The following is a 22,310-nucleotide window of genomic DNA, read 5'->3' as shown; positions in this document are numbered from 1 at the left end:
GCGGCGCGCATGCGCTCGCCTGGGCCGGTCTGGAGTGCTCACGTGGACCAACGAACCTATCCGCAGCTGCCGCCCGTCCCCACCGGCCTCCGCGGCCGGTGCCCCCGCTGCGGCGAAGGCCATCTGTTCAAGGGCTACCTGACCCTGCGGCCGTCCTGCGAATCCTGCGGGCTCGACTATTCGGGTTTCGACTCGGCGGACGGGCCGGCTTTCTTCGTGATGTCGATCGTCGGCCTTCTGGTGGTGGGTCTGGCTCTGTGGCTGGAGATCACCTACGAGCCGCCGATTTGGGTCCACGCGCTGGTAGCCGGCAGCCTCTCGATCGGTCTGAGCCTGATCCTGGTCCGGCCGCTCAAGGGCATGCTGATCGCCCTCCAGTACAGCAACAAGGCCGAGCAGGGACGTTTCGAGCAGTGAGTCGCACATCGCCGCGTGCGGCCGCCTGGCGTGACCTCGTCGCACCCGGGCTCGCATCCCTGATCGCGCTGGCGATCCTGCTGGGTCTCGGGACGTGGCAGATCGAGCGCAAGACCTGGAAGGAAGAGCTGATCGCCCGCATCGTCCGGCAGACGAAGGCGGAGCCTGTGGCGCCCCCTGAACCCGGCACCTGGGATCCCGGCCGGGACGAGTTCCGCCATGTGCGGGTCTCTGGCCGGTTCGACAACGATCGCGAGGCGCTGGTCCACGGACTTGCGGCCGGGGAGACGCCGGGCCGGGCGCTCCAAGGCTATTACGTGATCACGCCGTTTCAGCGCGCGGATGGCGGTGTCGTCCTGATCAACCGCGGCTTCGTGCCCACGGAGTTGAAGGCCCAGGCCGACCGCCGGGATGGCCTCATCGAGGGCCCGACCACCGTCACCGGGATTCTCCGGGCCAGCGAGGCGCGGGGGATGTTCGTGCCGGAGGCGGATCCGGCACGGGGCGAATGGTTCACCCGCGATGTCGCCAGCATCGCTGCCGCGCGCGGGGTCGCCGACGCGGCACCCTACCTGATCGAGGCCGACGCGGTGCCGGGTCAGACCACCTGGCCACGGGGCGGTCAGCTGAAGGTCGATCTTCCGAACAACCACCTGCAATACGCCTTCACGTGGTTCGCGCTGGCGCTTTGCCTGATCGGCGTGTTCAGCATGTTCGCTTATCGACGCCTGAACGATTCGGATGGCGTCGGCACAGTGTGAGAATAAACCCGCCGCTGAGTGAGTTCGGCGCAGAAGAATGCAACAGGACGGGCGTCTAAAACGGCATCGCGTTCCTTTGACCCGGCATCGTCAACGCGGAATACTTTGCGTGTTCATTAGCCGTCGCGCAAGCCTGCATCTTGTATTCAGTTTGTCGCGATCCTTCGAAGACGCCGCGGGGCAACGTCCCCGCGCGACAGAGGTAGCGCGCCATGACCGACCGTTTCAAAGACACGCCGCCTGATCCGATCCGCTTTGCCTACTGGGTGCCCAACGTCTCGGGCGGCCTCGTGATCAGCAAGATCCCGCAGCGCACGAGCTGGGATGCCGACTACAACCGGCGCCTGGCACAGATCGCGGAGGAATCCGGCTTCGACTACGCCCTGACCCAGATCCGCTTCACGGCTGGCTACGGCGCCGAATATCAGCACGAATCGGTGGCGTTCAGCCACGCGCTGCTGGCCGCCACCTCCAAGATCAAGGTGATCGCCGCGCTGCTGCCAGGCCCCTGGCATCCCACACTGGCGGCCAAGCAGATCGCAACGATCTCGCAGCTGAGCGGCGGCCGGATCGCCGTCAACATCGTGTCGGGCTGGTTCTCGGGCGAGTTCCGCGCGATCGGCGAGCCCTGGCTCGACCACGACGAGCGGTACCGGCGCTCGGAAGAGTTCATCCGCAGCCTCCGGGGGATCTGGACCCAGGACAACTTCACCTTCCGGGGCGATTTCTATCGCTACACGGACTATACCCTGAAGCCGAAGCCGGCCGACCCGCTGCCGGAGATATTCCAGGGCGGCTCGTCCCGGGCGGCGCGCGACATGGCAGCGCGCGTCTCGGACTGGTACTTCACCAACGGCAACACGCCGGAGAACATCCGCGCGCAGGTCGACGATGTCCGCGCGAAGGCCGCCGCAATCGGCAACAACCCGCGCATCGGCGTGAATGCCTTCGTGATCGCCCGCGATACCGAAGAGGAGGCCCGCGCCGTCCTCCAGGAGATCATCGACCACGCCGATCCGAACGCCGTGAAGGCGTTCGGCCACGAGGTGAAGAATGCCGGGAAAGCCTCGCCCGAGGGAGAAGGCAACTGGGCCAAGTCGGATTTCAACGACCTCGTCCAGTACAATGACGGCTTCAAGACCAACCTGATCGGCACACCGGACCAGATCGCCGAGCGGATCCTCGCGCTGAAGGATGCGGGGGCCGACCTCGCGCTTCTGGCCTTCCTCCATTTCCAGGAGGAGGTCGCGTATTTCGGGGCACATGTGATCCCCCGGGTCCGCGCACTCGAAGCCTCCCGCGAGACGCGCGCCGAGGCGGCCTGATTGCTGCCCGCCCGAAAGATTTCCGCCCCGTTCGGAGTGAGCCATCATGAACATCGCCGTCGACGCGCGAGCGCTCGACCCCCTGCCGCGCCAAGGTGTGCCGGGGCCAGCCAGCCCGCCCTCCCCGCCCATGTGATCCGTGACGACACGGAGGCGCTGGCGGTCGCCCGGAACCTCGCCGCGGAGTTTCGACGCGGCGCCTCGGAACGCGACCGGAACCACGCGCGGCCCCTGGCGGAGCTCGACGCCTTGTCCCAGAGCGGGTTGTGGTCGATCAACGTGCCGAAGGCGTTCGGCGGCCCGGAGGTGTCCTACAAGACCCTCGCGCAGGTCGTCGCGATCATCTCGGCGGCCGATCCGGCGATCGGTCAGATCTCGCAGAACCACCTCGGTATCGTGGCGTCGATCCGGACGGTCTCGGACGAGGCGCAGCAGCGTCTGCTGTTCGGGGCGGTTCTGCGCGGCACACGGTTCGGCAACGCGTTCTCCGAGCGCGGCACCAAGCGGGCCGCGGATTTCGACACCCGGTTCACCGATCACGGCGACCACGTGATCGTGCGCGGCCAGAAGTTCTACGCCACCGGGGCATTGCTCGCTCACCTGGTGCCGATCGTCGCCCTCGATGCGGAGGGACGGGCCTGGTACGCCATCGCCGAGCGGAACGCGCCAGGACTCACCGTGATCGACGACTGGTCCAGCTTCGGCCAGCGCGGCACGGCGAGCGGCACGGTGCTGATCGAGAATGTCCGGGTCGAGAAGACACACTTGGTGCCGGCCTGGAAGGGCTACGAGGCGCCCCGGTCGGACGGCGCCATCTTCCAGATCATCCAGGCGGCGGTCGATGCCGGCATCGGCCGCGAGGCCCTGGACGACACGATCGCGTTCGTGCGCGAGAAGGCGCGCCCGTGGATCGACAGCGGTCAGGAGCGGGCCTCCGACGACCCCTACACGATCCAGGCGGTCGGCGACCTCACCATCCGGCAGCACGCAGCGGAAGCCCTGCTCGACCGGGCCGGGCTCGCCCTCGACGCGGCGGTCGCACAGCCGGATGCGGAGCGTGTCGCGGCGGCCCAGCTCGCCGTCGCGGAGGCGAAGGTGCTGACGACCGAGGTTGCGCTGGCCGCCTCCAACAAGCTGTTCGAGCTCTCCGGCACCCGCTCGACGCTGGCTGCGGAGAACCTCGACCGCCACTGGCGCAATGCCCGGACCCATACCCTGCATGATCCGGTGCGCTGGAAGGTCGCCATCGTCGGCAATCACGCCCTGAACGATGTCGCGCCGCCGTTCCACGCCTGGAGCTGACGCAGGTCCCGGCGGCCGGGCTGCTGGCACGGATGGAGCGTCGTCCCCGGATCATACCGCGGGCGACGTTTCTGGCTGGGTTTGATGCGCCGGCGTAGGGCTCGCGTGCTCCTAGAGAACCGGCAGGCCCCGGGCTTTGGCTTCCTCGCCCGGCTCCACGTGAATGGTCACGACCGCACCTGGGATCGTGGTTTCCAGGGCGCTCTCCAGCCGGTCGCAGATGGCGTGCGAGGCCTCGACCGTCATGCTGCCCGGAACCACGAGGTGGAAATCGATGAACGTGGCTTGGCCGGCCGAACGGGTGCGGACGTCGTGGGCTTCGAGCGCGCCCTCCCCGTGCTGCGAGATCAGCGAGCGGATCTGGCAGACCACGTCGGGGGACGCGGCCCGATCCATCAGGCCATCGACGGATTCGCGCACCATCCGGAAGCCCGACCACAGGATGTTGAGTGCCACGAGCCCGGCCACCGCCGGGTCGAGGGCCGGGTAGCCGGTTACCCAGACCGCGGCGACGCCCAAGAGTACGCCGCAGGAGGTCACGACGTCGGCGAAGACGTGGCGCGCATCTGCGATCAGGGCCGGCGAGCGCCACGCGCGGCCCCAGCGCATCAGCGCCCATGCCCAGGCGGCGTTGATGACGCCCGCCCCGAGATTGATCGCCAGACCCACCGCTGGCGTGTCCAAGGGTTTTAGGGCGAGCAGGCCGAAATACGCCTCCCGCAGGATCAGGACGGCGGCCACCACGATGAGGGCGCCCTCGATCACCGCGGAGAAAAACTCCGCCTTGTGGTGGCCGTAGGGATGCTCGGCGTCGGCCGGACGCGCGGCGACACGCAGGGCCACGAAGGCGCCGATCGCCGCCACCACGTTGATGATGCTCTCGAGCGCGTCGGAATACAGCGCCAGGCTGCTGGTGAGCCAGGCCGCGTAGAACTTCAGCCCGGTGACCACCAAGCCGATGCCGGCGCTGAAGAGGGCTGCTTTCTGGGTCCGGTCCATGGGATGCGCCGATCACGAGTCGACGTGCCCATACGGGATGCAGCTTGCCTCAGGCCACGGCAAAGCTTCGACGCTGCCGAAAGAGTCTTAGCTTCGGCTATGCTTCGGTCGGACCGGGAGCCGGACTGCGGGCCGCCTCGCGCTGGCGGCTCCGCTCGGCCTTGGCCCGCGCCTCGGTTGCCTTGCGCATCAGGCGACGCCGCTGCCACGCGAAGCGCACGGCGGTGGCCATCGTGTCGAGCCGCGCGGCTTCGCGGTCCCAGTACCCGACGAGCTGGCCGTCGAGGGTCATGCGGGCGGGACGGCTGATCCTGACCATGACGTTCAGTCCCGTGGCGCTGGCGGCTCGCCGGTCTCGGCCACGATCAGCGCGTCCGCGTCACCGTTGAAACTCCCGAGCCCGGAGTTCGGCACCGGTACGGCCGGGCTTCCGAAGGGCTCGCTGGGATAGGCCTCCGCGAACTTCGACCGTGCCTGATCTGGATCGTCGGCCTTAAGCACGATCTGTTCGGTGCCGGGCAGCGGCCAGCGCGGGTCTGCGGCATCACGGGGGCGCACGGCGTACCAGGGCATCGTTCGGGCGTCTCCGTCCTCGGTGTGGCGTGAACAGGCGGCGCGGCGAACCGGTTCCGAGGTTGAAACCGCGTCCGGTTCGGTGCAGGCACCCGGCGATGCGCGTGGACCTGTTCGATTTCGACCTGCCGGAGAGCTGCATCGCCCTGCGCCCGGCCGAGCCGCGCGACGGTGGGCGGCTCCTGGTCGTACGCCCCGGCGAGGATTTGGCGGACCGCACGGTGCGCGACCTGCCGGCAGCGCTGCGCTCCGGCGATGCCCTGGTCTTCAACGACACGCGGGTGATCCCGGCGCGGCTCAACGGCGTGCGCACGCGCCCGGGGGCGCCGGGCCAGCGCACGGAGGTGATGCTGCACCTGCGGGAGGCGTCCGCGCGCTGGCGCGCCTTCGCCCGCCCGGCCAAGCGATTGACCCCCGGGGACGCGATCCAGTTCGGTGCGCTCCAGGCCATCGTCGCCGATAAGGCGGAGGCCGGCGAGATCGTGCTGGATTTCGACCGCGGCGGCGCCGAACTCGACGCGGCGATCGCCCAGGAAGGCGCGCTGCCCCTGCCGCCCTACATCGCCGGCAAGCGCCCCACCGACGCCCGCGACGCCACCGATTATCAGACTGTCTACGCACGGCATCCCGGTGCCGTGGCGGCACCGACGGCTGGGCTGCATTTCTCAGACGCGCTGCTCACGGACCTCGACGCGGCCGGCCTGCGGCGCCACCACGTCACCCTGCATGTCGGCGCCGGGACGTTCCTGCCGGTCAAGGCGGACGACACCGACGCCCACCGGATGCACGCCGAGATCGGCATCCTCGATGCCGGTACGGCCGCCACCCTCAATGCCGTCCGGGCCGCGGGCGGCCGGATCGTCGCGGTGGGCACGACGGCGCTACGCCTCCTCGAGAGCGCCGCGAGCCCCGACGGCACGCTCTCGGCTTTCTCGGGGCCGACCGACATCTTCATCACGCCCGGCTACCGCTTCCGCGCGGTCGACGCCCTGGTGACGAACTTCCACCTACCGCGCTCGACCCTGTTCATGCTGGTCTCGGCGTTCTCGGGCCTCGACACGATGCGGGCGGTCTACGCGCACGCGATCCGGAGCGGCTACCGCTTCTACTCTTACGGCGACGCCAGCCTGCTGTTTCCGGGCCCGCGCGCGGATATCCCATGACCGAGACCCTGCCCTTCGGCTTCACCCTGCACGGGCAGGACGGCACCGCCCGCACCGGCGCCATCGCGACGCCGCGCGGAGAGATTCGCACGCCGGCCTTCATGCCGGTGGGGACCGCCGCGACCGTGAAGGCGATGTATCCGGGGCAGGTGCGGGAACTGGGCGCCGACGTGGTCCTGGGTAACACCTATCACCTGATGCTCCGTCCGGGCCCGGAGCGGATGGCGCGGCTCGGCGGCCTGCACAAATTCATGAACTGGGACCGGCCGATCCTGACCGATTCCGGCGGCTTCCAAGTGATGTCGCTCTCGGCCCTGCGGAAGATCGACGAGCAGGGCGTGACCTTCCGCTCGCATATCGACGGCACCGCGCACCACATGAGCCCGGAACGCTCCATCGAGATCCAGGGTCTGCTCGGCTCCGACATCCAGATGCAGCTCGACGAATGCGTGCGGCTTCCAGCCGAGCATGCGGCGATCGAGAAGGCCATGCACCTCTCGCTGCGCTGGGCCGAGCGCTGCCGGGTGGCGTTCGGCGAACAACCCGGCAAGGCGATGTTCGGCATCGTGCAGGGCGGCGACATCCCGGCGCTCCGCGTCGAGAGCGCACGCGCGCTCAGCGACCTCGACCTGAAGGGCTACGCGGTGGGCGGGCTCGCGGTGGGCGAGCCGCAGGCGGTGATGTTCGCCATGATCGAGACCGTTGAGCCGCACCTGCCGCAGGCCAAGCCGCGCTATCTGATGGGAGTGGGCACGCCGGACGACATCCTCGGGGCGGTGGCCCGGGGCATCGACATGTTCGACTGCGTGATGCCGACCCGCGCAGGCCGGCATGGTCTGGCCTATACCCGCAACGGCCGGGTCAACCTGCGCAACGCCCGCCACGCCGAGGATACGGCGCCGCTGGACGAGACCTCGACCTGCCCGGCGGCGCGCGACTATTCCCGGGCCTATCTCCACCACCTCGTCCGGTCGAACGAGATCCTGGGGATGATGCTGCTCACCTGGAACAACCTCGCCTACTACCAAGACCTGATGGCAGGCGCCCGGGCGGCAATCGGCGCGGGGCGGTTCACGGAGTATTGCGCCGCCACCCGCGAGGGCTGGGCGCGGGCCGAACGCGCTTCTGCCGGCTGAGGATCCGCGTCACGGATGCGCCAGCACGCGATAGGTGCCGTCCGGATCGTCGGTCCCGAGGCGGACGGCGTCTTTCAGGTCCGCCACGATCCGCGCCGCCACCGGCAAGCGGTAGTGCAGCGCATCCCAGTAATTGTCGTCCCGCGTGGTGATCGGCGAGGGACGGCGGAAATCCACCACCACGGCGCCGTGCCGGGCACCGATCTCCGCGACCCGCGCCTTGCAGGCCGCCTCCCGGCGGCCGGCCGGCGTGCCGGGCACCCCCTGTGCGACCGCGTGAACCGGCATGAAGGCGACGAGCTTCGTCGCGGTCCCGGGCAGTCGAGCGAGCAGGGCATCGAGCCGCGCCAGTGCCGGCATCGGCGCATCCGGCGGATCGGCGGGCGTCGCAGGATCGCGCGCGCCGGCACGGATATGGGTGCGGGCGCGCTCGGGATCGTACAGCACCTCGGGCGGCGTGAAGACCGCATAGCCGTCGGACCTCAGCCGCGTCTGCACGAGGCCGAGGCGCGCCAGTCCGGTCTGCGCAGCGATCGTGAGCGAGCGGAGGCTGACCTGCCGGAGCACGCCCCAGGGTGTGCCGGCCTCGTAGAGCCAGTCCGGAAATGCGTTGGCGCTGCGGGCCGGCGGATCGGCCGCGCACCAAGTCGCGTCGAGCCCGAATAGGATCGCCTTCACCGGCCGGTGGGCCACGAACAGCTCGGCCAGCCGAATTTGCTCATCCGGTGTCGCGGCGTTGACCGCCAGGTTGGCAAAGCGCGCCGCGAAGGCGGAATCGAGGGCGCCCGGGTCCAGCAGCCGCGCTGTCGAGGTGCCGAACACGGCGGCGTCGAAGGCACCGCCGCGGGCGATCTGCGGATAAGACAGCCGCTGGTTCGTATCCATGATCGGACCCGGCGGATGGCCGGGTGCCGCCCGTAATCCGTAGGGGTCGAGGATCGCGATGCCGACAACCACGAAGATCCCAACCAGCGCTGCGCCGATGAGGAATTGTCGCGCATAGTCCACCCACACGGACGCCGCCGCGGCGACGGGGATCGGACCGGCTGGTGTTTCCAAGGCCATAGGCAGGGCGCATACTCGCTTCGGACCGAGCCGTCGCGGGAATTAACGGTCCGTGCGGTGGACGGGATCAGCAAGGCGATGGCGGATAAGCAATCGCCGTAGCGAGGGGCGTAACCCGCACCCACGCTTTGCGGCCCAGGCCGCCAAGTGCTGAAGGAAGAAAGCGGGAAGACCGTCAGCCCCGAGAGGAGCTTGGTCGGAGTGGCAGGATTTGAACCTGCGACCCCCACGTCCCGAACGTGGTGCGCTACCAGACTGCGCTACACTCCGAAGGCCGATTTGCGTGTCCGCAACTGCCGGCAGCGGGCTTATAGCTGCGCCTTTCCCGTACCGCAAGGGCGGTTTTGGGCGGTCAGCGCAGACGGGTCGTCCAATCTCCCGCCAGATGCCGGACAGTGATCTCGGACGCCGCGCAGCGCAGCGCGGCCGTCGCGGCATATCCGGGACCGCAATCGAGTTCGGTGAGGGTCCAGTCGCCGGCCTGCTGCATGCGGAGGAGCCTTGGGCGGGCGGGCGGCACGCTAACGCTGAATCGGTCGAGCGACATCGAGAGGCCGGCACCCAGCGCCTTCACCACGGCCTCCTTGCGCGTCCACAGGCCGAAGAAGGCGGCCTCGAACGTCTCGTGGGAGTGGAAGGCGAGGGCTGCGGCCTCATCCGCCGCAAAATGCCCGCGCGCGATGTGCAACGCGTCCGGGATCGGCCGGATCGCCTCGACATCGACGCCGATGGCCGCGCCGCGCGCTACGCCGACGACCGCGCGTTCACCGGAATGGGACAGGTTGAAGTCGAAGGCGCCGTGCGCGGCACCGGCCAGGCGAGGCTTTCCGGCCCCGCCGGCCTCCACGCGAATCGCGCCCGGCGCGCTGCCCAGCGCCTCTCCGAGAATCAGTCGCAGGGCCGCGTGGCTCGCCTGGAACCGAATGCGGTCCGCCGCCCGCATGAACCGCGCGGCGCGGTGGCGCTCGTGTGTATCCAGGACGGGCGCACACCGATCGAGCTGACCCGGCGACAAAGCCAGATCGACGATCCAGATGTCGGCCGCGCTCACGCGACCCATCGCGAGGTCCGGGCGTACGACGTAGGCTGTTCAGGGTGGGGCGGCACGGGTTCGATCCGGTGGCGGCGGGGGGAGGAGCATCGTCGTGCGGCACCGGGCCGGCAAGTGCAGGGCGACTTGAGGGTTCGGCCGGCTCCGACAGGCGTGGCATTGCCGAGCCTCGCGGGGCGGCGCGCCCGCTACGGCGTCTTCTTCGCGACCTACCTCTATCAAGGTCTGATCGCCGGCTTTTCACTCACCGCCCTGGCCAACCACCTTACGGCGCGTGGGGTGTCGGCAACCGAGGTCGGGGTTCATTTCGCCCTGGCGGGGCTGCCCTGGACGCTCCAGCCGATCCTGTGGGGGCCGCTCGTCGACCGGTCCGGCGACCTGCGCATGGGCCGGCGCCGGCCCTTCGCGGTGGCCGCGCTTCTCGGGTGTCACGCGGCGGTGGCCCTGATGCTACTGCTCGACGCGGAACAGGTGGGCCTGCTCGGCATCGCCTTCCTGGTCCACAGCCTGTTCGCCTCGCTGCTGGATACCGCATGCGACCGGATGATCATGGACCACGTACCCGCGGAAGAGTTGGGCCGGGTCAGCGCTTGCACGCGCGCGGGCTTCGTCGTCGGCACGAGCCTCAGCGCGGCGATCCTCGGCTGGACGCTCGCCACGTACGGGCTGACCGTCAGCCTCTCCGTGCTGCTCGGGGCGGGTCTGCTGGCGAGCCTGCCGATGCTGCTCGTGCGCGAAGCACCCGCAGACGCGTTGCTGTCGCTCGACCGGCGCGGACCGGAGCCCCGACGGGTCCCGTTCCTGCGCTTCCTCCGCCGCCTCGGGATCGCGCTGCGCCGAAAGCGGGCGCTGCAGTTGCTGGCCCTGTGTTTCGGCCTCGACGGGGCCCTTGGGCTGTTCGAGCTGCCCTTCTCGGTCGACCTGCTCCAAGGCCGCGGCTGGGAGCCCGCGGCCCTGTCCCAACTCCAGGCGGGGCTGGCGCTCGTGAGCGGCACCGCGGGCGCGTTCACCATCGGCCTGTGGTCCGATCGGGTCGGGCCGGTGCGGCCGCTGAGAATCCTGCTCGTGGCGAGCGCGGCGACCTTCGTGCTGGCGGGGGTGCTGATCGGTGCCGGCCTTCTCGGCTCCGCGGCACCGCTCATCCTGGCCCTGACCAACGCCTTGCCGGGTCTCTTGATCGTCGCGCTGATGCCCGCCCTGCTCCAGGCCAGCCGCGGACGCGCCGGCGCGGCGACGCAGTTCGAGGTCTACATGGCGGCGATGAATCTCGGCTCGGTCGCCGGGACGGCTTCGGCCGGATGGCTCGCCCCGGTGATGCCGCTGTCCGCCGTGGCAATCCTGGTCGCCACCGTGTTCCTGGGTGCGGCCCTCCTGGTCGGCCGCGGCGAGTTGCTCGCGCCGGGCGGTTGAGGGAAATCGGGGATGTCGCAGGGCGGCCGACTCCCCCCGGGCCCGCGATGCGCTAGAACGCCCACATGCCAGCTGCGAAGCCCGACACGCCCGACCTCGACCTGACAGCCGAGGAGGCGCGCACCGAGCATGCCCGGCTCTCGGACGCGATCCAGGAGGCCGACAGGCTCTACTACCAGGAGGACGCGCCCGAGATCTCGGACGCGGAGTACGACCGCCTGCGCCGCCGGCTGGAGGAGATCGAGACCCGGTTTCCCGATCTCGCCGGGACCGGGGCGGCCAGCACGTCGGTCGGCGCCAAGCCGTCCGAGAAGTTCGCCAAGGTGCGGCACGCCGTGCCGATGCTCTCGCTGGGCAACGCCTTCGATGCGGAGGAAGTCGCCGAGTTCGCGGCTCGGGTCCGGCGCTTCCTGGGCTGGCCCGAGGACGCGCCCCTGGCCTTCACGGCGGAGCCGAAGATCGACGGCCTGTCGTTGTCGCTGCGCTACGTGAACGGCGCGCTCGAGACGGCAGCCACCCGCGGAGACGGCGAGGTCGGCGAAAACGTCACCGCCAACGCCCGCACCGTCCACGACATACCGGCCTCGCTCGCGGGGACCGGATGGCCGGAGATCTGCGAGATCCGTGGGGAGGTTTACCTGTCCCACGCCGATTTCGCCGCGATCAACGTGCGCCAAGAGGCGGCCGGCAAGCCGCTCTTCGCCAACCCGCGCAACGCCGCCGCCGGCAGCCTGCGCCAGCTCGATCCCGGCATCACGGCGTCCCGGCCGCTGAAGTTCTTCGCCTATGCCTGGGGCGAGCTGTCGGCACCGATCGCCGAGACCCAGTCCGGCGCCCTCGAACGGTTCGCCAGCTGGGGCCTGCCGGTGAACCCCCTGACCCGCACGTTCACCGACATCGACGCGATGCTCGGTCACTACCGCCGGATCGAGGCGGACCGGGCCGGGCTCGGCTACGACATCGACGGCGTCGTCTACAAGGTGGACGACCTCGCGTTGCAGAAGCGGCTCGGCTTCGTCTCCCGCTCGCCGCGCTGGGCGCTGGCGCACAAGTTCGCCGCCCAGGAGGCGACGACGGTGGTGGAGGACATCGTCATCAATGTCGGCCGCACCGGCTCGCTCAACCCCCTCGCGAAGCTGCGGCCCGTGACGGTGGGCGGCGTGGTCGTGTCCAACGCGACGCTCCACAACGAGGGGTACGTGAAGGGCGTCGGGGGCGACGGCGCGCCGATCCGCGACGGCCGGGACATCCGCGTCGGCGACACCGTCACCGTGGTGCGGGCCGGCGACGTCATCCCGAAAGTGATGGATGTCGACCTCGCCAAGCGCCCGGCGGATTCGCAGCCCTACGCCTTCCCCGAGACCTGCCCGGCCTGCGGCAGCCGCGCCGTGCGGGCGGTCAACCCGCGCACCGGACGCCCGGACGCGATCCGGCGCTGCACCGGCGGCCTGATCTGCCCGGCGCAGGGGGTCGAGCGGCTGAAGCACTTCGTCTCGCGCAACGGTTTCGATATCGAGGGTTTCGGCGAGACCTACATCGAGGTGCTGTTCGAAGCCGGGCTGGTGCGCCAGCCCGCTGATCTGTTCCGCCTGGATTTCGAGACCCTGAAGGCGGCCGTCGTGGCCCGGCGCGAGGCGCTTTCGGCCGAGCGGCGCGCCGAGGCCGGCGCCATCGAGCCGCCGAAGAAGGCCGCCAAGAAGAAGGGCGACGACGAAGACAAGGCAATCAAGAACCTGCTGGCCGGGGTCGAGGCCCGCCGGTCGGTCCCGATGAACCGGCTGCTGTTCGCCCTCGGCATCCCGCAGATCGGCGAGGCCACCGCCAAGGCGCTGGCCAAGCGGTTTTCGGACATGCCGTCCCTCATCGCCGCGATCAAGGACGCGGCGGCCGTGCAGCCGGGGCCGGACTGGGTCGAGCTGCGGTCCGTGGACAGGATCGGCGACACGACCCGAGACCGCCTGCTCGATCTCGGCTTTCCTGACGACGCACATTCCGACGCACCGTCCGATGCGCCGCGCGCGCGGCTCAGCGCCCCCCAGCGGGAAAACCTGCTGCAGCATTACGGCGATGCCGATGCCGTGCGGGCCGCCCTCGCCCGGGCCGCCGAGCAGAAGCCCGGGGACGCTTACCGGCTGTTTGCCGACGATGGCGAGATCGGGCCCGTGGCGACCGACGCGCTGATCCTGTTCTTCTCCGAGCCGCACAATGCCGACGCCGTCACGGCCCTGATCGCGGAAGTCACGGTCGCGCCGATGGAGCGTCCGGCGGCCGCCTCGGCCTTCGCCGGCCAGACCGTGGTCTTCACCGGCACCCTGGAGAAGATGACCCGCAACGAGGCCAAGGCCGTGGCCGAGCGGCTCGGCGCGAAGGTCTCCGGATCGGTTTCGGCCAAGACCGACCTCGTGGTCGCGGGCCCCGGGGCCGGCTCGAAGCTCAAGGATGCCGAGAAGCACGGCGTCCGGGTCGTGTCGGAGGACGATTGGCTCGGGATGGTGGCGCAGGGTTGAAGCGCTGGTCGCGGGGGCTTAGACGGTTCGGGAACACCCCGAGAACGTTCCACGGCATGGTCCACCCGCGATGACGGTCCTGGCCCTCGACTTCGAGACGGCCAACGAGCGGCGCGACAGTGCCTGCGCGGTGGGTCTTGCCTGGATCGCGGACGGGCGCGTCGTGCGCCGGGAGAGCCACCTGATCCGGCCGCCGGAGATGCGGTTCTCGCCGGGCAACATCCGGGTCCACGGCATCCTGCCCGCCAATGTGGCCAACGAGCCGGATTTCGCTGGCGTGATGGCGCCCTATCTCGGCGATCTGACCCGCGGGCTGATCCTGGCGCACAACGCCAGCTTCGACATCGGCGTGCTCCGCGCGGGCCTGGCCCGGGCCGGCCTGCCGGTTCCGGCTCTGTCCTATCTCTGCACCGTCCAGATCGCCCGCCGGGTCTTCCCGGCACCGGAGGGCTGCGGCCTCGGCAAGGTGGCCCGGCGCCTCGGAATCCGCTTCGAGCACCACGACGCCGGCGAGGATGCCTATGCCTGCGCGGCGATCGCCCTGGCGGCCATGCGCCAGACCGAGACGCCGGACGTCCACGGTCTCGCGGCGGCGATCGGCGTCCCGGTCACCCGGGTGACGGGCGGCCCGTCCCTCCCCCGCCGGGCTGCGGGAGCGATCAGCGACCGCGCGCTGGCCGCTTTCCCGGCCGCCCCCTCGGCGCTGAGCTTCTCCGTGCGGGGCTCGACCGGCAAGCGATACGACATCGTGCTGGAAGAGCGGACGGGCGGCCCGCAACTCAGATGCACCTGCACGGCGGGCCGCTACGGCATGCGCTGCCGCCACGTGAAGGCGCTGGAGGTCGGAGACATCACCGACCTGCTCTCCGACAACGCTGGCGACGTTGAGCTGCTCGCGCGCATGCTCGGCGCGCAGGCGCGGGTGGCGGGCGTCGCCTGAGCGGATCGGCGGCGCGCCTGCCATTTGCGTTTCACGGACAGCCAAGCTCAAGATGAGCTGAGCCGTTGCGTTCGGCGAATCGGGGGCTTGATGCGGACGATCGGATTGATCGGGGGCATGAGCTGGGAAAGCTCGGCGGAGTATTACCGCATCCTCAACCAGGGCGTTCGCGATCGACTTGGGCCGACCGCTTCGGCCCGTTGCGTCTTGTGGTCGTTCGACTTTGCGGAGATCGAGGCGCTCCAGCACGCGGGCGCTTGGGACGGTCTGACCGCCAGGATGGTCGATGCCGCCCGGCGCCTCGAAGCCTGCGGAGCTGAACTGCTGCTGCTCTGCACCAACACGATGCACCGGATAGCGCCTGCCGTGGAGGCGGCGGTGCGCGTGCCCCTCCTCCACATCGCCGATCCCACGGCGGAGCGGATCAAGGCGGCCGGCTTCCGGAAGGTGGGGCTGCTCGGCACCGCGTTCACGATGGAGCACGTGTTCTACAAGGGCCGGTTGGCCGCACGGCACGGCCTGGACGTCATCGTGCCCGGGCAGGATGACCGGGCGAGGATCCATCGGATCATCTACGAGGAATTGGTCGCCGGAATAGTGAGGGCCGAATCGCGGGAGGCCTACCGCGCGATCATGGCCCGCTTGGTCGAGGAGGGGGCCGAAGCCATCATCCTGGGCTGCACGGAGATCATGCTGCTGGTGCAGCCGGCCGACAGCACCGTCCCCCTGTTCGATACCACCGCGCTCCACGCCGAGGCGGCGATCGAGGCGTCGCTGCGCGACTGAGAGAAGGCTCTCGGACGACCTGGCTCCCCAGGGCGTGGTCTCGGAAATTCGAGCCGCAACGACGCGACCGCACCCGCATCGCGCTCGAGCTTCCATGCGAATGCGTGACCGATCACGGACCCGCGAACGAGGCCGTCCCCGAAGCAAGCGGGAACGGCTCACAAACTCAGGCCCGGGCTCGCGGTCGCCGGCGGACGTCAGGCCGCGCGCTTCGCATCGCCGTAGAACGTTCCGCCCTGCTCGGCCATGGCGGCCAGGGTGTCGGGGACCCGGAAGCGGGGGCCGTGCTTGGCCTCCAGGCCGCGGGCGAGGGCCACGAAGGAGGCCGCCCCCATGAAGTCGATGTAGGACAGGGTGCCGCCCGTGAAGGGGGCGAAGCCGAAGCCCAGGATCGAGCCGACATCGGCCTCCCGGGGATCCGTGACCACACCCTCGCCCACGGTGCGGGCGGCTTCCAGCGCCTGCACCACCAGGAGCCGCTGCTTCAGCTCGTTGAAATCGACCGCCTCCGGGGTGATCCGGTTGGGCTGCAGGTCGGCCAGACCCGGCCAGAGGCGCTTGGGTGCGCCTTCGGGGTAATCGTAGAACCCCTTGCGGTTCTTGCGTCCGAGCCGGCCCTGGCCCTCCACCATGGCGGTGAGGATCGTCTTCTGGGCGGGGTCGACCGCATCCGCCCCGACCTGCGCCTCGGTGGCCTTGGCGATCTTGAGCACGAGGTCGAGGGCGACCTCGTCGTTGAGCGAGAGCGGCCCGACCGGCATGCCGGCCTGGCGCCCTGCGCTCTCGATCATGGCGGGCGGCACGCCCTCGGCGAGCATCTTGTGCCCCTCCAGGATGTAGGCGCCGACGCAGCGGTTGGCGAAGAAGCCGCGGGCGTCGTTCACGACGATCGGCGTCTTCTTGATCAAACGCACGTAATCGAGGGCGGTGGCGAGCGCCGCGTCCCCGGTGGCCTCGCCCTTGATGATCTCGACCAGCATCATCTTCTCCACGGGCGAGAAGAAATGGATGCCGACGAACCGGTCCGGCCGCTGCGAGTTCTTCGCCAGGCCGGAGATCGGCAGGGTCGAGGTGTTGGAGGCGAAGATCGTATCGGCGCCGATCACTGCCTCGACCTTCTGGATCACCTCGGCCTTCACCTTGGGGTCCTCGAACACCGCCTCGATCACGAGGTCGCAACCGCTGAGCGTGGCGTAATCCGCCGTGGTGGTGATCCGGCCGAGCAGCGCGTCGCGGTCCGCGGTCTTGGCGCGGCCCTTGTTGATCTGGCCGGTAATCAGCGTGTGGGCGTAGGCCTTGCCCTTCTCGGCGGCCTCGATCGACTGGTCGACCAGGACGACCTCGATCCCGGCCTGGGCCGTGACGTAGGCGACGCCCGCGCCCATGAAGCCGGCGCCAATCACGCCGACCCGCTTCAGGTTGGTGGCCGGGACGTCCTTCGGCCGGCGGGCACCCTTGTTCAGCTCGCCCATGGAGATGAACAGCGTGCGGATCATCGCCGCCGCCTCCTTCGAGCGCAGGATATGCGCGAAGTACCGGCTCTCGACCCGCAGGGCGAGGTCCATGGGCAGCTGCAGACCCTCGTAGACCGAGGCCAGGATCGCCTTGGCGGCCGGGTAATTGTCGTGCGTCTCGCGGCGGTAGATCGCGTTGGCCGGCGGCCAGATCATCATGCCGGCGGGCGAGTAGACCTTGCCGGAGGGTGCCTTGAACTTCGGCACGTCCCAGGGTGCCACCGCCGAGCCGCCGTCGCGGATCCAGGCCTTGGCGCGCTCGACGATCTCGGCCTGCGGCGCCACCGCGTGGATCAGCCCCATGCCCTTGGCCATCGGCGCGCGGATCTGCTCGCCCTTGAACAGCATCTGGAGCGCGTCGCCGGTCTGCATCAGCCGCGCGACCCGCTGGGTGCCGCCGCCGCCCGGGAACAGCCCGACCTTGATCTCCGGCAGCCCGAGCCGTGTCTTAGCATCGTCCGAGGCGATGCGGTGGTGGCAGGACAGGGCGAGCTCGAAGGCGCCACCCAGGCACAAGCCCTGGATCGCGGCAGCGAACGGCTTGCCGCAGGTCTCAAGCCGCCGGAACAGCAGCGACAGGCGCCGCGACGCCTCGAAGAAGTGGCGCATCGCCACCTCCTCGCCCTGCTCGGCCTTCAACTGCTCATAGGCCCGGCCGAGCCCCTGCAGCATCGTGAGGTCGGCGCCACCGGAGAAGTTGTCCTTGCCGGTGGCGATCACGCAACCCTTGATCGCCGCGTCCGAGGCGACCCGCTCGATGATCTGCTCGAGCTGATCCATCACCGCTTCGGTGATCACGTTCATCGAACGGCCCGGCATATCCCAGGTCGCCACCGCAACGCCGTCTCTATCGGTCTCAAAACGGAAATCGGTCAGCGTCATCGTGCCGTCCTCCCAAAGTCACGCCGTCTAAAAGCCGGTGGTTGTACGTTAAGGTTGCATTGAGCGCCGTAGCGCATGATCCGCCGGTCGGGGGGTACCGACGGATTCGGCATATGACGAAGGACATTGGCTGCCGCGCATGCCGCGACGGGGCCGCCCTCGATTTCGACTTCACAATGGCGTTTCAGCCGATCCTCGACCTCGGATCCGGGCACGTCTGGGCCTACGAAGCCCTGGTGCGCGGGCCCAACGGCGAACCGGCCGGCACCATCCTCGACCGGGTCACCGACGCGAATCGCTACCAGTTCGACCAGGCCGCGCGCGTCAAGGCGATCGAATTGGCCGGGCGCCTGTTCCCGCGGGACAGCGACACGCGGCTGTCGATCAACTTCATGCCGAACGCGGTCTACGAGCCGAACGCCTGCATCCGCGCCTCGCTGGAGGCCGCGCGACGCGTCGACTTCTCGTATCGGCGGATCATGTTCGAGTTCACCGAACAGGAGCGGTTCCGCGACATCGAGCATGTGAAGCGCATCGTCGCCGCCTACCGCAGGCAGGGCTTCCTGACGGCGCTCGATGATTTCGGCGCCGGCTTCGCGGGGCTGAACCTGCTGGCGAATTTCCGTCCCGACCTGATCAAGATCGACATGGAGCTCGTGCGCAGCATCGACACGGATTCCGGCCGCCACGCGATCGTGTCCGGAATCATCGCCATCGCCCGCGCGCTCGGCGTCACGGTTCTGGCCGAGGGCGTCGAGACCGCGGGGGAACTCGATGCCCTGCGCGGTCTCGGGATCACGCTCGTGCAGGGCTATCACTTCGCCAAGCCCAAGCTCGAAGACCTGCCCCGGGTGGACGGCTTCGCCCATCGGGCGGCCGCGCGCGCGGCCTGAGACCAGCCGATCGCGCGCGGGGAACGGCATCGGCTACTTCGGCGCCGGTGCAGGGGGAGCCGCCGGGGGCGGCACCGGCGGCGCACCGGTCTTCGGGGCGTTGTCGGTGGCGGCGGCCACCGCCAGCATGTTGAGCAACTTCGTCACCGAGTTCTGCGAGATCGCCGTCACCGCCGAGTTGGGGTCGGCGTTCATCGTCTGGAACTTGAGGTAGGTCGGATCGGCGTAGATCTCGTCCAGATGCTTCAGCTCCGCGAGCGTGAACTTCTGGGCATATTCCTTCGACAGCCCCTCGATCATGATGCCGCGCTGCTTCTCGAACTCGTCCGTGAGCTCCTTGCGCACGGCCTCGGCGCGCGATTCCGGCATCGCCGCAACGGTCTTCTCCAGGGCGACGTTGAAGCCGGTCTGAAGGTTCTTGATCAGGGTCTTATTCACCAGCGACGTGGCTTCGGTGATACGGTCGGACGCATCGTCGGCACGTGCGGCCAGCGGTATGCTCAGGGAGACGCCCAGGCAGAGCGTCGCGATCAGGCGGTTCAAGGGCTCGACTCCCAATGTTTTATCGTCCGGCCCGGATTCGGGCCGACCGTCGCCCGCGCCTCTAGCAGCGTTCCCGGGCTTTGGGGAGCGGCCGTGACCGGCCCCCGCGCCGCACCGTCGCTCAGACGCGCTCGATGATCGTGGCGGTGCCCATGCCGGCACCGATGCAGAGCGTCACCAGCGCGCGCTCCTTGCCGGTGCGCTCCAGCTCGTCGAGCACCGTTCCGAGGATCATCGCGCCGGTCGCCCCGAGCGGGTGGCCCAGGGCGATCGCGCCGCCGGTGACGTTGACGATTTCGGGATCGAGGTCGAACGCCTGGCAGAAGCGCAGCACCACCGCCGCAAAGGCCTCGTTCACCTCGAACAGATCGATGTCGGAGAGGCTCAGCCCGGACCGGGCCAGAACCTTGCGGGTGACGTCCACCGGCCCCGTGAGCATCAGGGCCGGATCCGAACCGATGTTGGCAAACGCCCGGATCCGCGCCCGCGGCCGCAGGCCCGCGGCGGCGCCGGCCGCCTGCGAGCCGATCAGCACGGCGGCGGCGCCATCGACGATGCCCGACGAATTGCCGGCATGGTGGACGTGGTTGACCGTCTCGACATCCGGGTGCGCGTCGGTCGCCACCGCGTCGAACCCGCCCATCTGGCCCATCTGGACGAAGGAGGCCTTCAGCGCGGCGAGCGACTGCATGTCGGTGCCCGGCCGCATATGCTCGTCGCGATCGAGCAGCGTGATGCCGTTCACGTCGCGGACCGGGACCACCGAGCCGTTAAACAGCCCGTCCGCCCAGGACTTGGCCGAGCGCGCCTGCGATCGCACCGCGTAGGCGTCGCAATCGTCCCGCGAGAACCCGTACTTGGTGGCAATCAGATCCGCCGAGACGCCCTGCGGCATGAAGTACGACTTGATGGCGATCGCCGGATCGACCGGCCAGGCGCCCCCGGACGCGCCGATGCCGATGCGGCTCATCGATTCGACGCCGCCCCCCACCGCCATCTCGTGCTGGCCGCTCATCACCTGCGCGGCGGCGAAATTCACAGCGTCGAGGCCCGACGCGCAGAAGCGGTTGATCTGGATGCCCGGGACGTGGTCGCCATAGTCGCTCACCAGCGCGGCGGCGCGGGCGATGTCGCCCCCCGCCTCGCCCACCGGGTCGACGCATCCCAGGATCACGTCATCCACCAGGGCGGTATCGAGGCCGTTGCGGTCCTTCAGGGCCCGCAGGGCGGTCTCGGCGAGGCGCAGGGCCGTCACCTCGTGCAGGGCTCCGTCCGCCTTGCCACGGCCGCGCGGCGTGCGGACGTGATCGTAGATGAAGGCTTCGGGCATCGGCGTTCCCCAGCGTGTTCTTGCCTGTTGGCGACGCGGCCTTACCGGGCCGACTCGCTGGGCGCCAGTCTGCCACGGCGGATACGCGTCGCACCATCCCGGACCGTGGCGAATCGGCCAAGCGTGAAGCCCGCGTAAAACAGGACCGCGCCCGATCGGGGTTCGATCGGGCGCGCTCGTTAGGATGGTTGAGGGGTGGCCTGGGGCCCGTTTGGGATCCTAGTCCTGAAGCATCCGCTTCAGCAGCTCGACCTCGTCGCCCAGAACCGTATCCTCGCCGATCTGCTTCTCGATCTTGCGCACCGCGTGCAGCACCGTGGTGTGGTCGCGTCCACCGAACCGGCGACCGATCTCGGGCAGCGAGCGCAGGGTCAGCACCTTCGACAGGTACATGGCGATCTGGCGCGGCTTGACCACGGCGGCGGTGCGCCGCTCCGACAGGATGTCCGAGCGCGAGACGTTGTAGCGCGAGGCGACCAGCTTCTGGATATCCTCGATCTTGATGCGCTTCGGCTCGCGGTTCTTCACGAGGTCGCGGATCGCGCTCTCGGCGGTCTCCATCGTGACGGCGGTGCCGGTGAGCGTGGCGTGGGCCAGCAGACGGTTGACCGCGCCTTCGAGGTCGCGGCCGTTGGCCGTGATCGCCCGGGCCACGTAGGTCGCGACCTGCGGCGACACGTCGAAGCCCGGATGCGCCGCCCGCACCGCGGCGAGCCGCGCCGACAGGATCGAGACGCGCAGCGCCTCGTCGAGGGCCGTGATTTCGACCACGAGGCCGCCGCCCAGGCGCGAGCGCACGCGCTCGTCCAGCGCCTCCAGCTCGGTCGGGGGCCGGTCGGACGCCACGACGACCTGCCGGCCGGCATCGATCAGCGCGTTGATGGTGTGGCCGAATTCCGCCTGGATCGACTTGCCCTGAATGAACTGGACGTCGTCCAGGATCAGCAGATCGATGCCGCGCAGACGCTCCTTGTAGGCGAGGGCCGACTGGGTCTTCAGGGCGTTCACGAAGCCGTACATGAAGCGGTCGGCGGTCAGGTAGATCACCCGGCGGCCGGCCTCGCGGGCGGCATGGCCGATGCCGTGCAGCAGGTGGGTCTTGCCGAGGCCGACGCCGGCATGGAGGTAGAGCGGGTTGTAGAGCGCGCCCTCGCCCTGGTGCCGGGCGACCCGCTCGGCGGCGGCATGGGCCAGCGCGTTCGAGCGGCCGATCACGAAGCTCGCGAAGGTCAGCCGCGCGTCCAGCGGCGTGCCGCTGAGGTCACCGCCCGCATCGGCGGAGCGATGCTCCGACGGCGTGGCGACGGCCGCAACCGGTGTCGGCGTCCCGGTGGCGTGGAGCCGGGCCAGCGGGCCGCTGGCCGGTCCGGCCTTGGGCGCGCCGACGGCGGCCGGACGGACCGGGGCGGCCGTGCCGCGCACGCCGACTTCGATCCGGCCGATCTCCTCGGCCTCGGCCTTGAAGGTGCCGAGCACCCGGTCGAGGTAGTGTGATTCGATCCAGCTCTTGAGGAAGCGCGTCGGCACCGTCAGCCGCGCCGTCCCGGCGGTCACGCCCTCCAGTTCCAGGCGGGCGAACCAGCTGGCGAACACATCCTCGCCCAGCTCGGCGCGCAGCCGACGCTTCACCCGCGCCCAGGCGGGCCCGAAATCCATGTTGCCGCCGCTGCGGCCGCCCTCGTCGTCGCTCGCCACCGTTCCGTCGACACGCAT

The 22,310-nt window shown here is 69.7% G+C and carries 19 protein-coding genes, 1 tRNA gene and 1 pseudogene; 11 read left to right on the top strand and 10 right to left on the bottom strand.

From position 1 onward, the window contains the following. Window positions 1–42: 42 nt before the first annotated feature. The 4 genes and pseudogenes from FVA80_RS00360 to FVA80_RS00345 all read left to right on the top strand — a co-directional run bounded on the left by FVA80_RS00360 (window position 43) and on the right by FVA80_RS00345 (window position 3,805). On the top strand, window positions 43–417 hold the full coding sequence (locus FVA80_RS00360; protein ID WP_187193553.1) for a DUF983 domain-containing protein: 375 nt from the start codon (window positions 43–45) through the stop codon (window positions 415–417). Next, on the top strand, window positions 414–1,178 hold the full coding sequence (locus tag FVA80_RS00355; protein ID WP_147908517.1) for an SURF1 family protein: 765 nt from the start codon (window positions 414–416) through the stop codon (window positions 1,176–1,178). Before FVA80_RS00360 ends, FVA80_RS00355 begins: the two co-directional genes overlap by 4 nt. Before the next feature lie 212 nt (window positions 1,179–1,390). Continuing rightward, window positions 1,391–2,503 (top strand): dimethylsulfone monooxygenase SfnG, encoded by a 1,113-nt coding sequence (sfnG, locus tag FVA80_RS00350; RefSeq protein ID WP_147908518.1) that lies wholly within the window; start codon window positions 1,391–1,393, stop codon window positions 2,501–2,503. Window positions 2,504–2,549: 46 nt separating this feature from the next. Continuing rightward, a pseudogene (locus FVA80_RS00345) lies at window positions 2,550–3,805 on the top strand (SfnB family sulfur acquisition oxidoreductase). Window positions 3,806–3,916: 111 nt separating this feature from the next. Here the strand turns inward: FVA80_RS00345 and FVA80_RS00340 are convergent. From FVA80_RS00340 to FVA80_RS00330, 3 genes are all read right to left on the bottom strand, one after another. Then, window positions 3,917–4,804, bottom strand: a complete 888-nt coding sequence (locus FVA80_RS00340) for a cation diffusion facilitator family transporter (protein ID WP_147910702.1) — start codon at window positions 4,802–4,804, stop codon at window positions 3,917–3,919. Window positions 4,805–4,901: 97 nt separating this feature from the next. Then, window positions 4,902–5,123, bottom strand: coding sequence for a hypothetical protein (locus FVA80_RS00335; protein WP_147910703.1), 222 nt, complete (start codon window positions 5,121–5,123; stop codon window positions 4,902–4,904). A gap of 5 nt (window positions 5,124–5,128) precedes the next feature. Then, window positions 5,129–5,377 (bottom strand): hypothetical protein, encoded by a 249-nt coding sequence (locus FVA80_RS00330; protein ID WP_147910704.1) that lies wholly within the window; start codon window positions 5,375–5,377, stop codon window positions 5,129–5,131. A 98-nt stretch (window positions 5,378–5,475) separates the two neighbouring features. Here FVA80_RS00330 and queA point away from each other — a divergent pair, with 98 nt between their 5' ends. Continuing rightward, window positions 5,476–6,540, top strand: a complete 1,065-nt coding sequence (gene queA / locus FVA80_RS00325; protein WP_147910705.1) for a tRNA preQ1(34) S-adenosylmethionine ribosyltransferase-isomerase QueA — start codon at window positions 5,476–5,478, stop codon at window positions 6,538–6,540. Further along, window positions 6,537–7,676: a tRNA guanosine(34) transglycosylase Tgt gene (tgt, locus tag FVA80_RS00320; RefSeq protein ID WP_147910706.1), complete on the top strand. Its 1,140-nt coding sequence runs from the start codon at window positions 6,537–6,539 to the stop codon at window positions 7,674–7,676. The genes queA and tgt overlap by 4 nt, the downstream gene beginning before the upstream one ends. 9 nt (window positions 7,677–7,685) lie before the next feature. Here tgt and FVA80_RS00315 read toward each other — a convergent pair whose 3' ends face one another. From FVA80_RS00315 to FVA80_RS00305, 3 genes are all read right to left on the bottom strand, one after another. Further along, complete coding sequence (locus FVA80_RS00315) at window positions 7,686–8,741, bottom strand: hypothetical protein (protein ID WP_246692212.1); 1,056 nt, start codon at window positions 8,739–8,741, stop codon at window positions 7,686–7,688. A gap of 193 nt (window positions 8,742–8,934) precedes the next feature. Further along, a tRNA-Pro gene (locus FVA80_RS00310) sits at window positions 8,935–9,011 on the bottom strand. An 82-nt stretch (window positions 9,012–9,093) separates the two neighbouring features. Then, window positions 9,094–9,684 carry a 4'-phosphopantetheinyl transferase superfamily protein gene (locus tag FVA80_RS00305; RefSeq protein ID WP_246692211.1) on the bottom strand — a complete coding sequence of 197 codons (591 nt, stop codon included), beginning with the start codon at window positions 9,682–9,684 and terminating at the stop codon, window positions 9,094–9,096. Window positions 9,685–9,945: 261 nt separating this feature from the next. Here FVA80_RS00305 and FVA80_RS00300 point away from each other — a divergent pair, with 261 nt between their 5' ends. The 4 genes from FVA80_RS00300 (at window position 9,946) to FVA80_RS00285 (ending at window position 15,435) form a co-directional block, all read left to right on the top strand. Continuing rightward, on the top strand, window positions 9,946–11,202 hold the full coding sequence (locus tag FVA80_RS00300) for an MFS transporter (RefSeq protein ID WP_246692210.1): 1,257 nt from the start codon (window positions 9,946–9,948) through the stop codon (window positions 11,200–11,202). Between the two features lie 65 nt (window positions 11,203–11,267). Further along, window positions 11,268–13,709, top strand: coding sequence for an NAD-dependent DNA ligase LigA (ligA, locus tag FVA80_RS00295; protein WP_147907125.1), 2,442 nt, complete (start codon window positions 11,268–11,270; stop codon window positions 13,707–13,709). A gap of 70 nt (window positions 13,710–13,779) precedes the next feature. After that, the gene (locus FVA80_RS00290) at window positions 13,780–14,649 is read left to right on the top strand and encodes a 3'-5' exonuclease (RefSeq protein ID WP_147907124.1); all 870 of its coding nucleotides are present in this window, start codon (window positions 13,780–13,782) and stop codon (window positions 14,647–14,649) included. Window positions 14,650–14,739: 90 nt separating this feature from the next. Further along, window positions 14,740–15,435: an aspartate/glutamate racemase family protein gene (locus FVA80_RS00285; RefSeq protein ID WP_147907134.1), complete on the top strand. Its 696-nt coding sequence runs from the start codon at window positions 14,740–14,742 to the stop codon at window positions 15,433–15,435. A 197-nt stretch (window positions 15,436–15,632) separates the two neighbouring features. Here the strand turns inward: FVA80_RS00285 and FVA80_RS00280 are convergent, their stop codons facing one another. After that, a complete protein-coding gene (locus FVA80_RS00280; protein ID WP_147907123.1) occupies window positions 15,633–17,831 on the bottom strand; it encodes a 3-hydroxyacyl-CoA dehydrogenase NAD-binding domain-containing protein in 2,199 nt (732 codons plus the stop codon). 113 nt (window positions 17,832–17,944) lie between these two features. Between FVA80_RS00280 and FVA80_RS00275 the strand changes: the two genes are divergently transcribed. Beyond that, window positions 17,945–18,724, top strand: a complete 780-nt coding sequence (locus FVA80_RS00275; protein ID WP_147907122.1) for an EAL domain-containing protein — start codon at window positions 17,945–17,947, stop codon at window positions 18,722–18,724. Window positions 18,725–18,757: 33 nt separating this feature from the next. Here FVA80_RS00275 and FVA80_RS00270 read toward each other — a convergent pair whose 3' ends face one another. From FVA80_RS00270 to dnaA, 3 genes are all read right to left on the bottom strand, one after another. Further along, complete coding sequence (locus FVA80_RS00270) at window positions 18,758–19,267, bottom strand: hypothetical protein (protein ID WP_147907121.1); 510 nt, start codon at window positions 19,265–19,267, stop codon at window positions 18,758–18,760. Between the two features lie 121 nt (window positions 19,268–19,388). Continuing rightward, window positions 19,389–20,597, bottom strand: a complete 1,209-nt coding sequence (locus tag FVA80_RS00265) for an acetyl-CoA C-acetyltransferase (protein WP_147907120.1) — start codon at window positions 20,595–20,597, stop codon at window positions 19,389–19,391. Window positions 20,598–20,816: 219 nt separating this feature from the next. Then, the gene (gene dnaA / locus FVA80_RS00260; RefSeq protein WP_147907119.1) at window positions 20,817–22,310 is read right to left on the bottom strand and encodes a chromosomal replication initiator protein DnaA; all 1,494 of its coding nucleotides are present in this window, start codon (window positions 22,308–22,310) and stop codon (window positions 20,817–20,819) included.

The organism is Methylobacterium sp. WL1 (assembly GCF_008000895.1).
Classification (GTDB): Bacteria; Pseudomonadota; Alphaproteobacteria; order Rhizobiales; family Beijerinckiaceae; genus Methylobacterium.
This window is presented reverse-complemented; position numbering and strand designations above follow the sequence as displayed.

Coding starts and splice junctions, on each gene's coding strand:
- FVA80_RS00275 (WP_147907122.1), top strand. CDS start 17,945: ATGACGAAGGACATTGGCTGCCGCGCATGCCGCGACGGGGCCGCCCTC.
- FVA80_RS00280 (WP_147907123.1), bottom strand. CDS start 17,831: ATGACGCTGACCGATTTCCGTTTTGAGACCGATAGAGACGGCGTTGCG.
- FVA80_RS00330 (WP_147910704.1), bottom strand. CDS start 5,377: ATGCCCTGGTACGCCGTGCGCCCCCGTGATGCCGCAGACCCGCGCTGG.
- sfnG (WP_147908518.1), top strand. CDS start 1,391: ATGACCGACCGTTTCAAAGACACGCCGCCTGATCCGATCCGCTTTGCC.
- FVA80_RS00290 (WP_147907124.1), top strand. CDS start 13,780: ATGACGGTCCTGGCCCTCGACTTCGAGACGGCCAACGAGCGGCGCGAC.
- FVA80_RS00335 (WP_147910703.1), bottom strand. CDS start 5,123: ATGGTCAGGATCAGCCGTCCCGCCCGCATGACCCTCGACGGCCAGCTC.
- FVA80_RS00340 (WP_147910702.1), bottom strand. CDS start 4,804: ATGGACCGGACCCAGAAAGCAGCCCTCTTCAGCGCCGGCATCGGCTTG.
- tgt (WP_147910706.1), top strand. CDS start 6,537: ATGACCGAGACCCTGCCCTTCGGCTTCACCCTGCACGGGCAGGACGGC.
- FVA80_RS00265 (WP_147907120.1), bottom strand. CDS start 20,597: ATGCCCGAAGCCTTCATCTACGATCACGTCCGCACGCCGCGCGGCCGT.
- ligA (WP_147907125.1), top strand. CDS start 11,268: ATGCCAGCTGCGAAGCCCGACACGCCCGACCTCGACCTGACAGCCGAG.
- FVA80_RS00285 (WP_147907134.1), top strand. CDS start 14,740: ATGCGGACGATCGGATTGATCGGGGGCATGAGCTGGGAAAGCTCGGCG.
- FVA80_RS00305 (WP_246692211.1), bottom strand. CDS start 9,684: ATGCGGGCGGCGGACCGCATTCGGTTCCAGGCGAGCCACGCGGCCCTG.
- FVA80_RS00315 (WP_246692212.1), bottom strand. CDS start 8,741: ATGGCCTTGGAAACACCAGCCGGTCCGATCCCCGTCGCCGCGGCGGCG.
- dnaA (WP_147907119.1), bottom strand. CDS start 22,310: ATGCGTGTCGACGGAACGGTGGCGAGCGACGACGAGGGCGGCCGCAGC.
- queA (WP_147910705.1), top strand. CDS start 5,476: ATGCGCGTGGACCTGTTCGATTTCGACCTGCCGGAGAGCTGCATCGCC.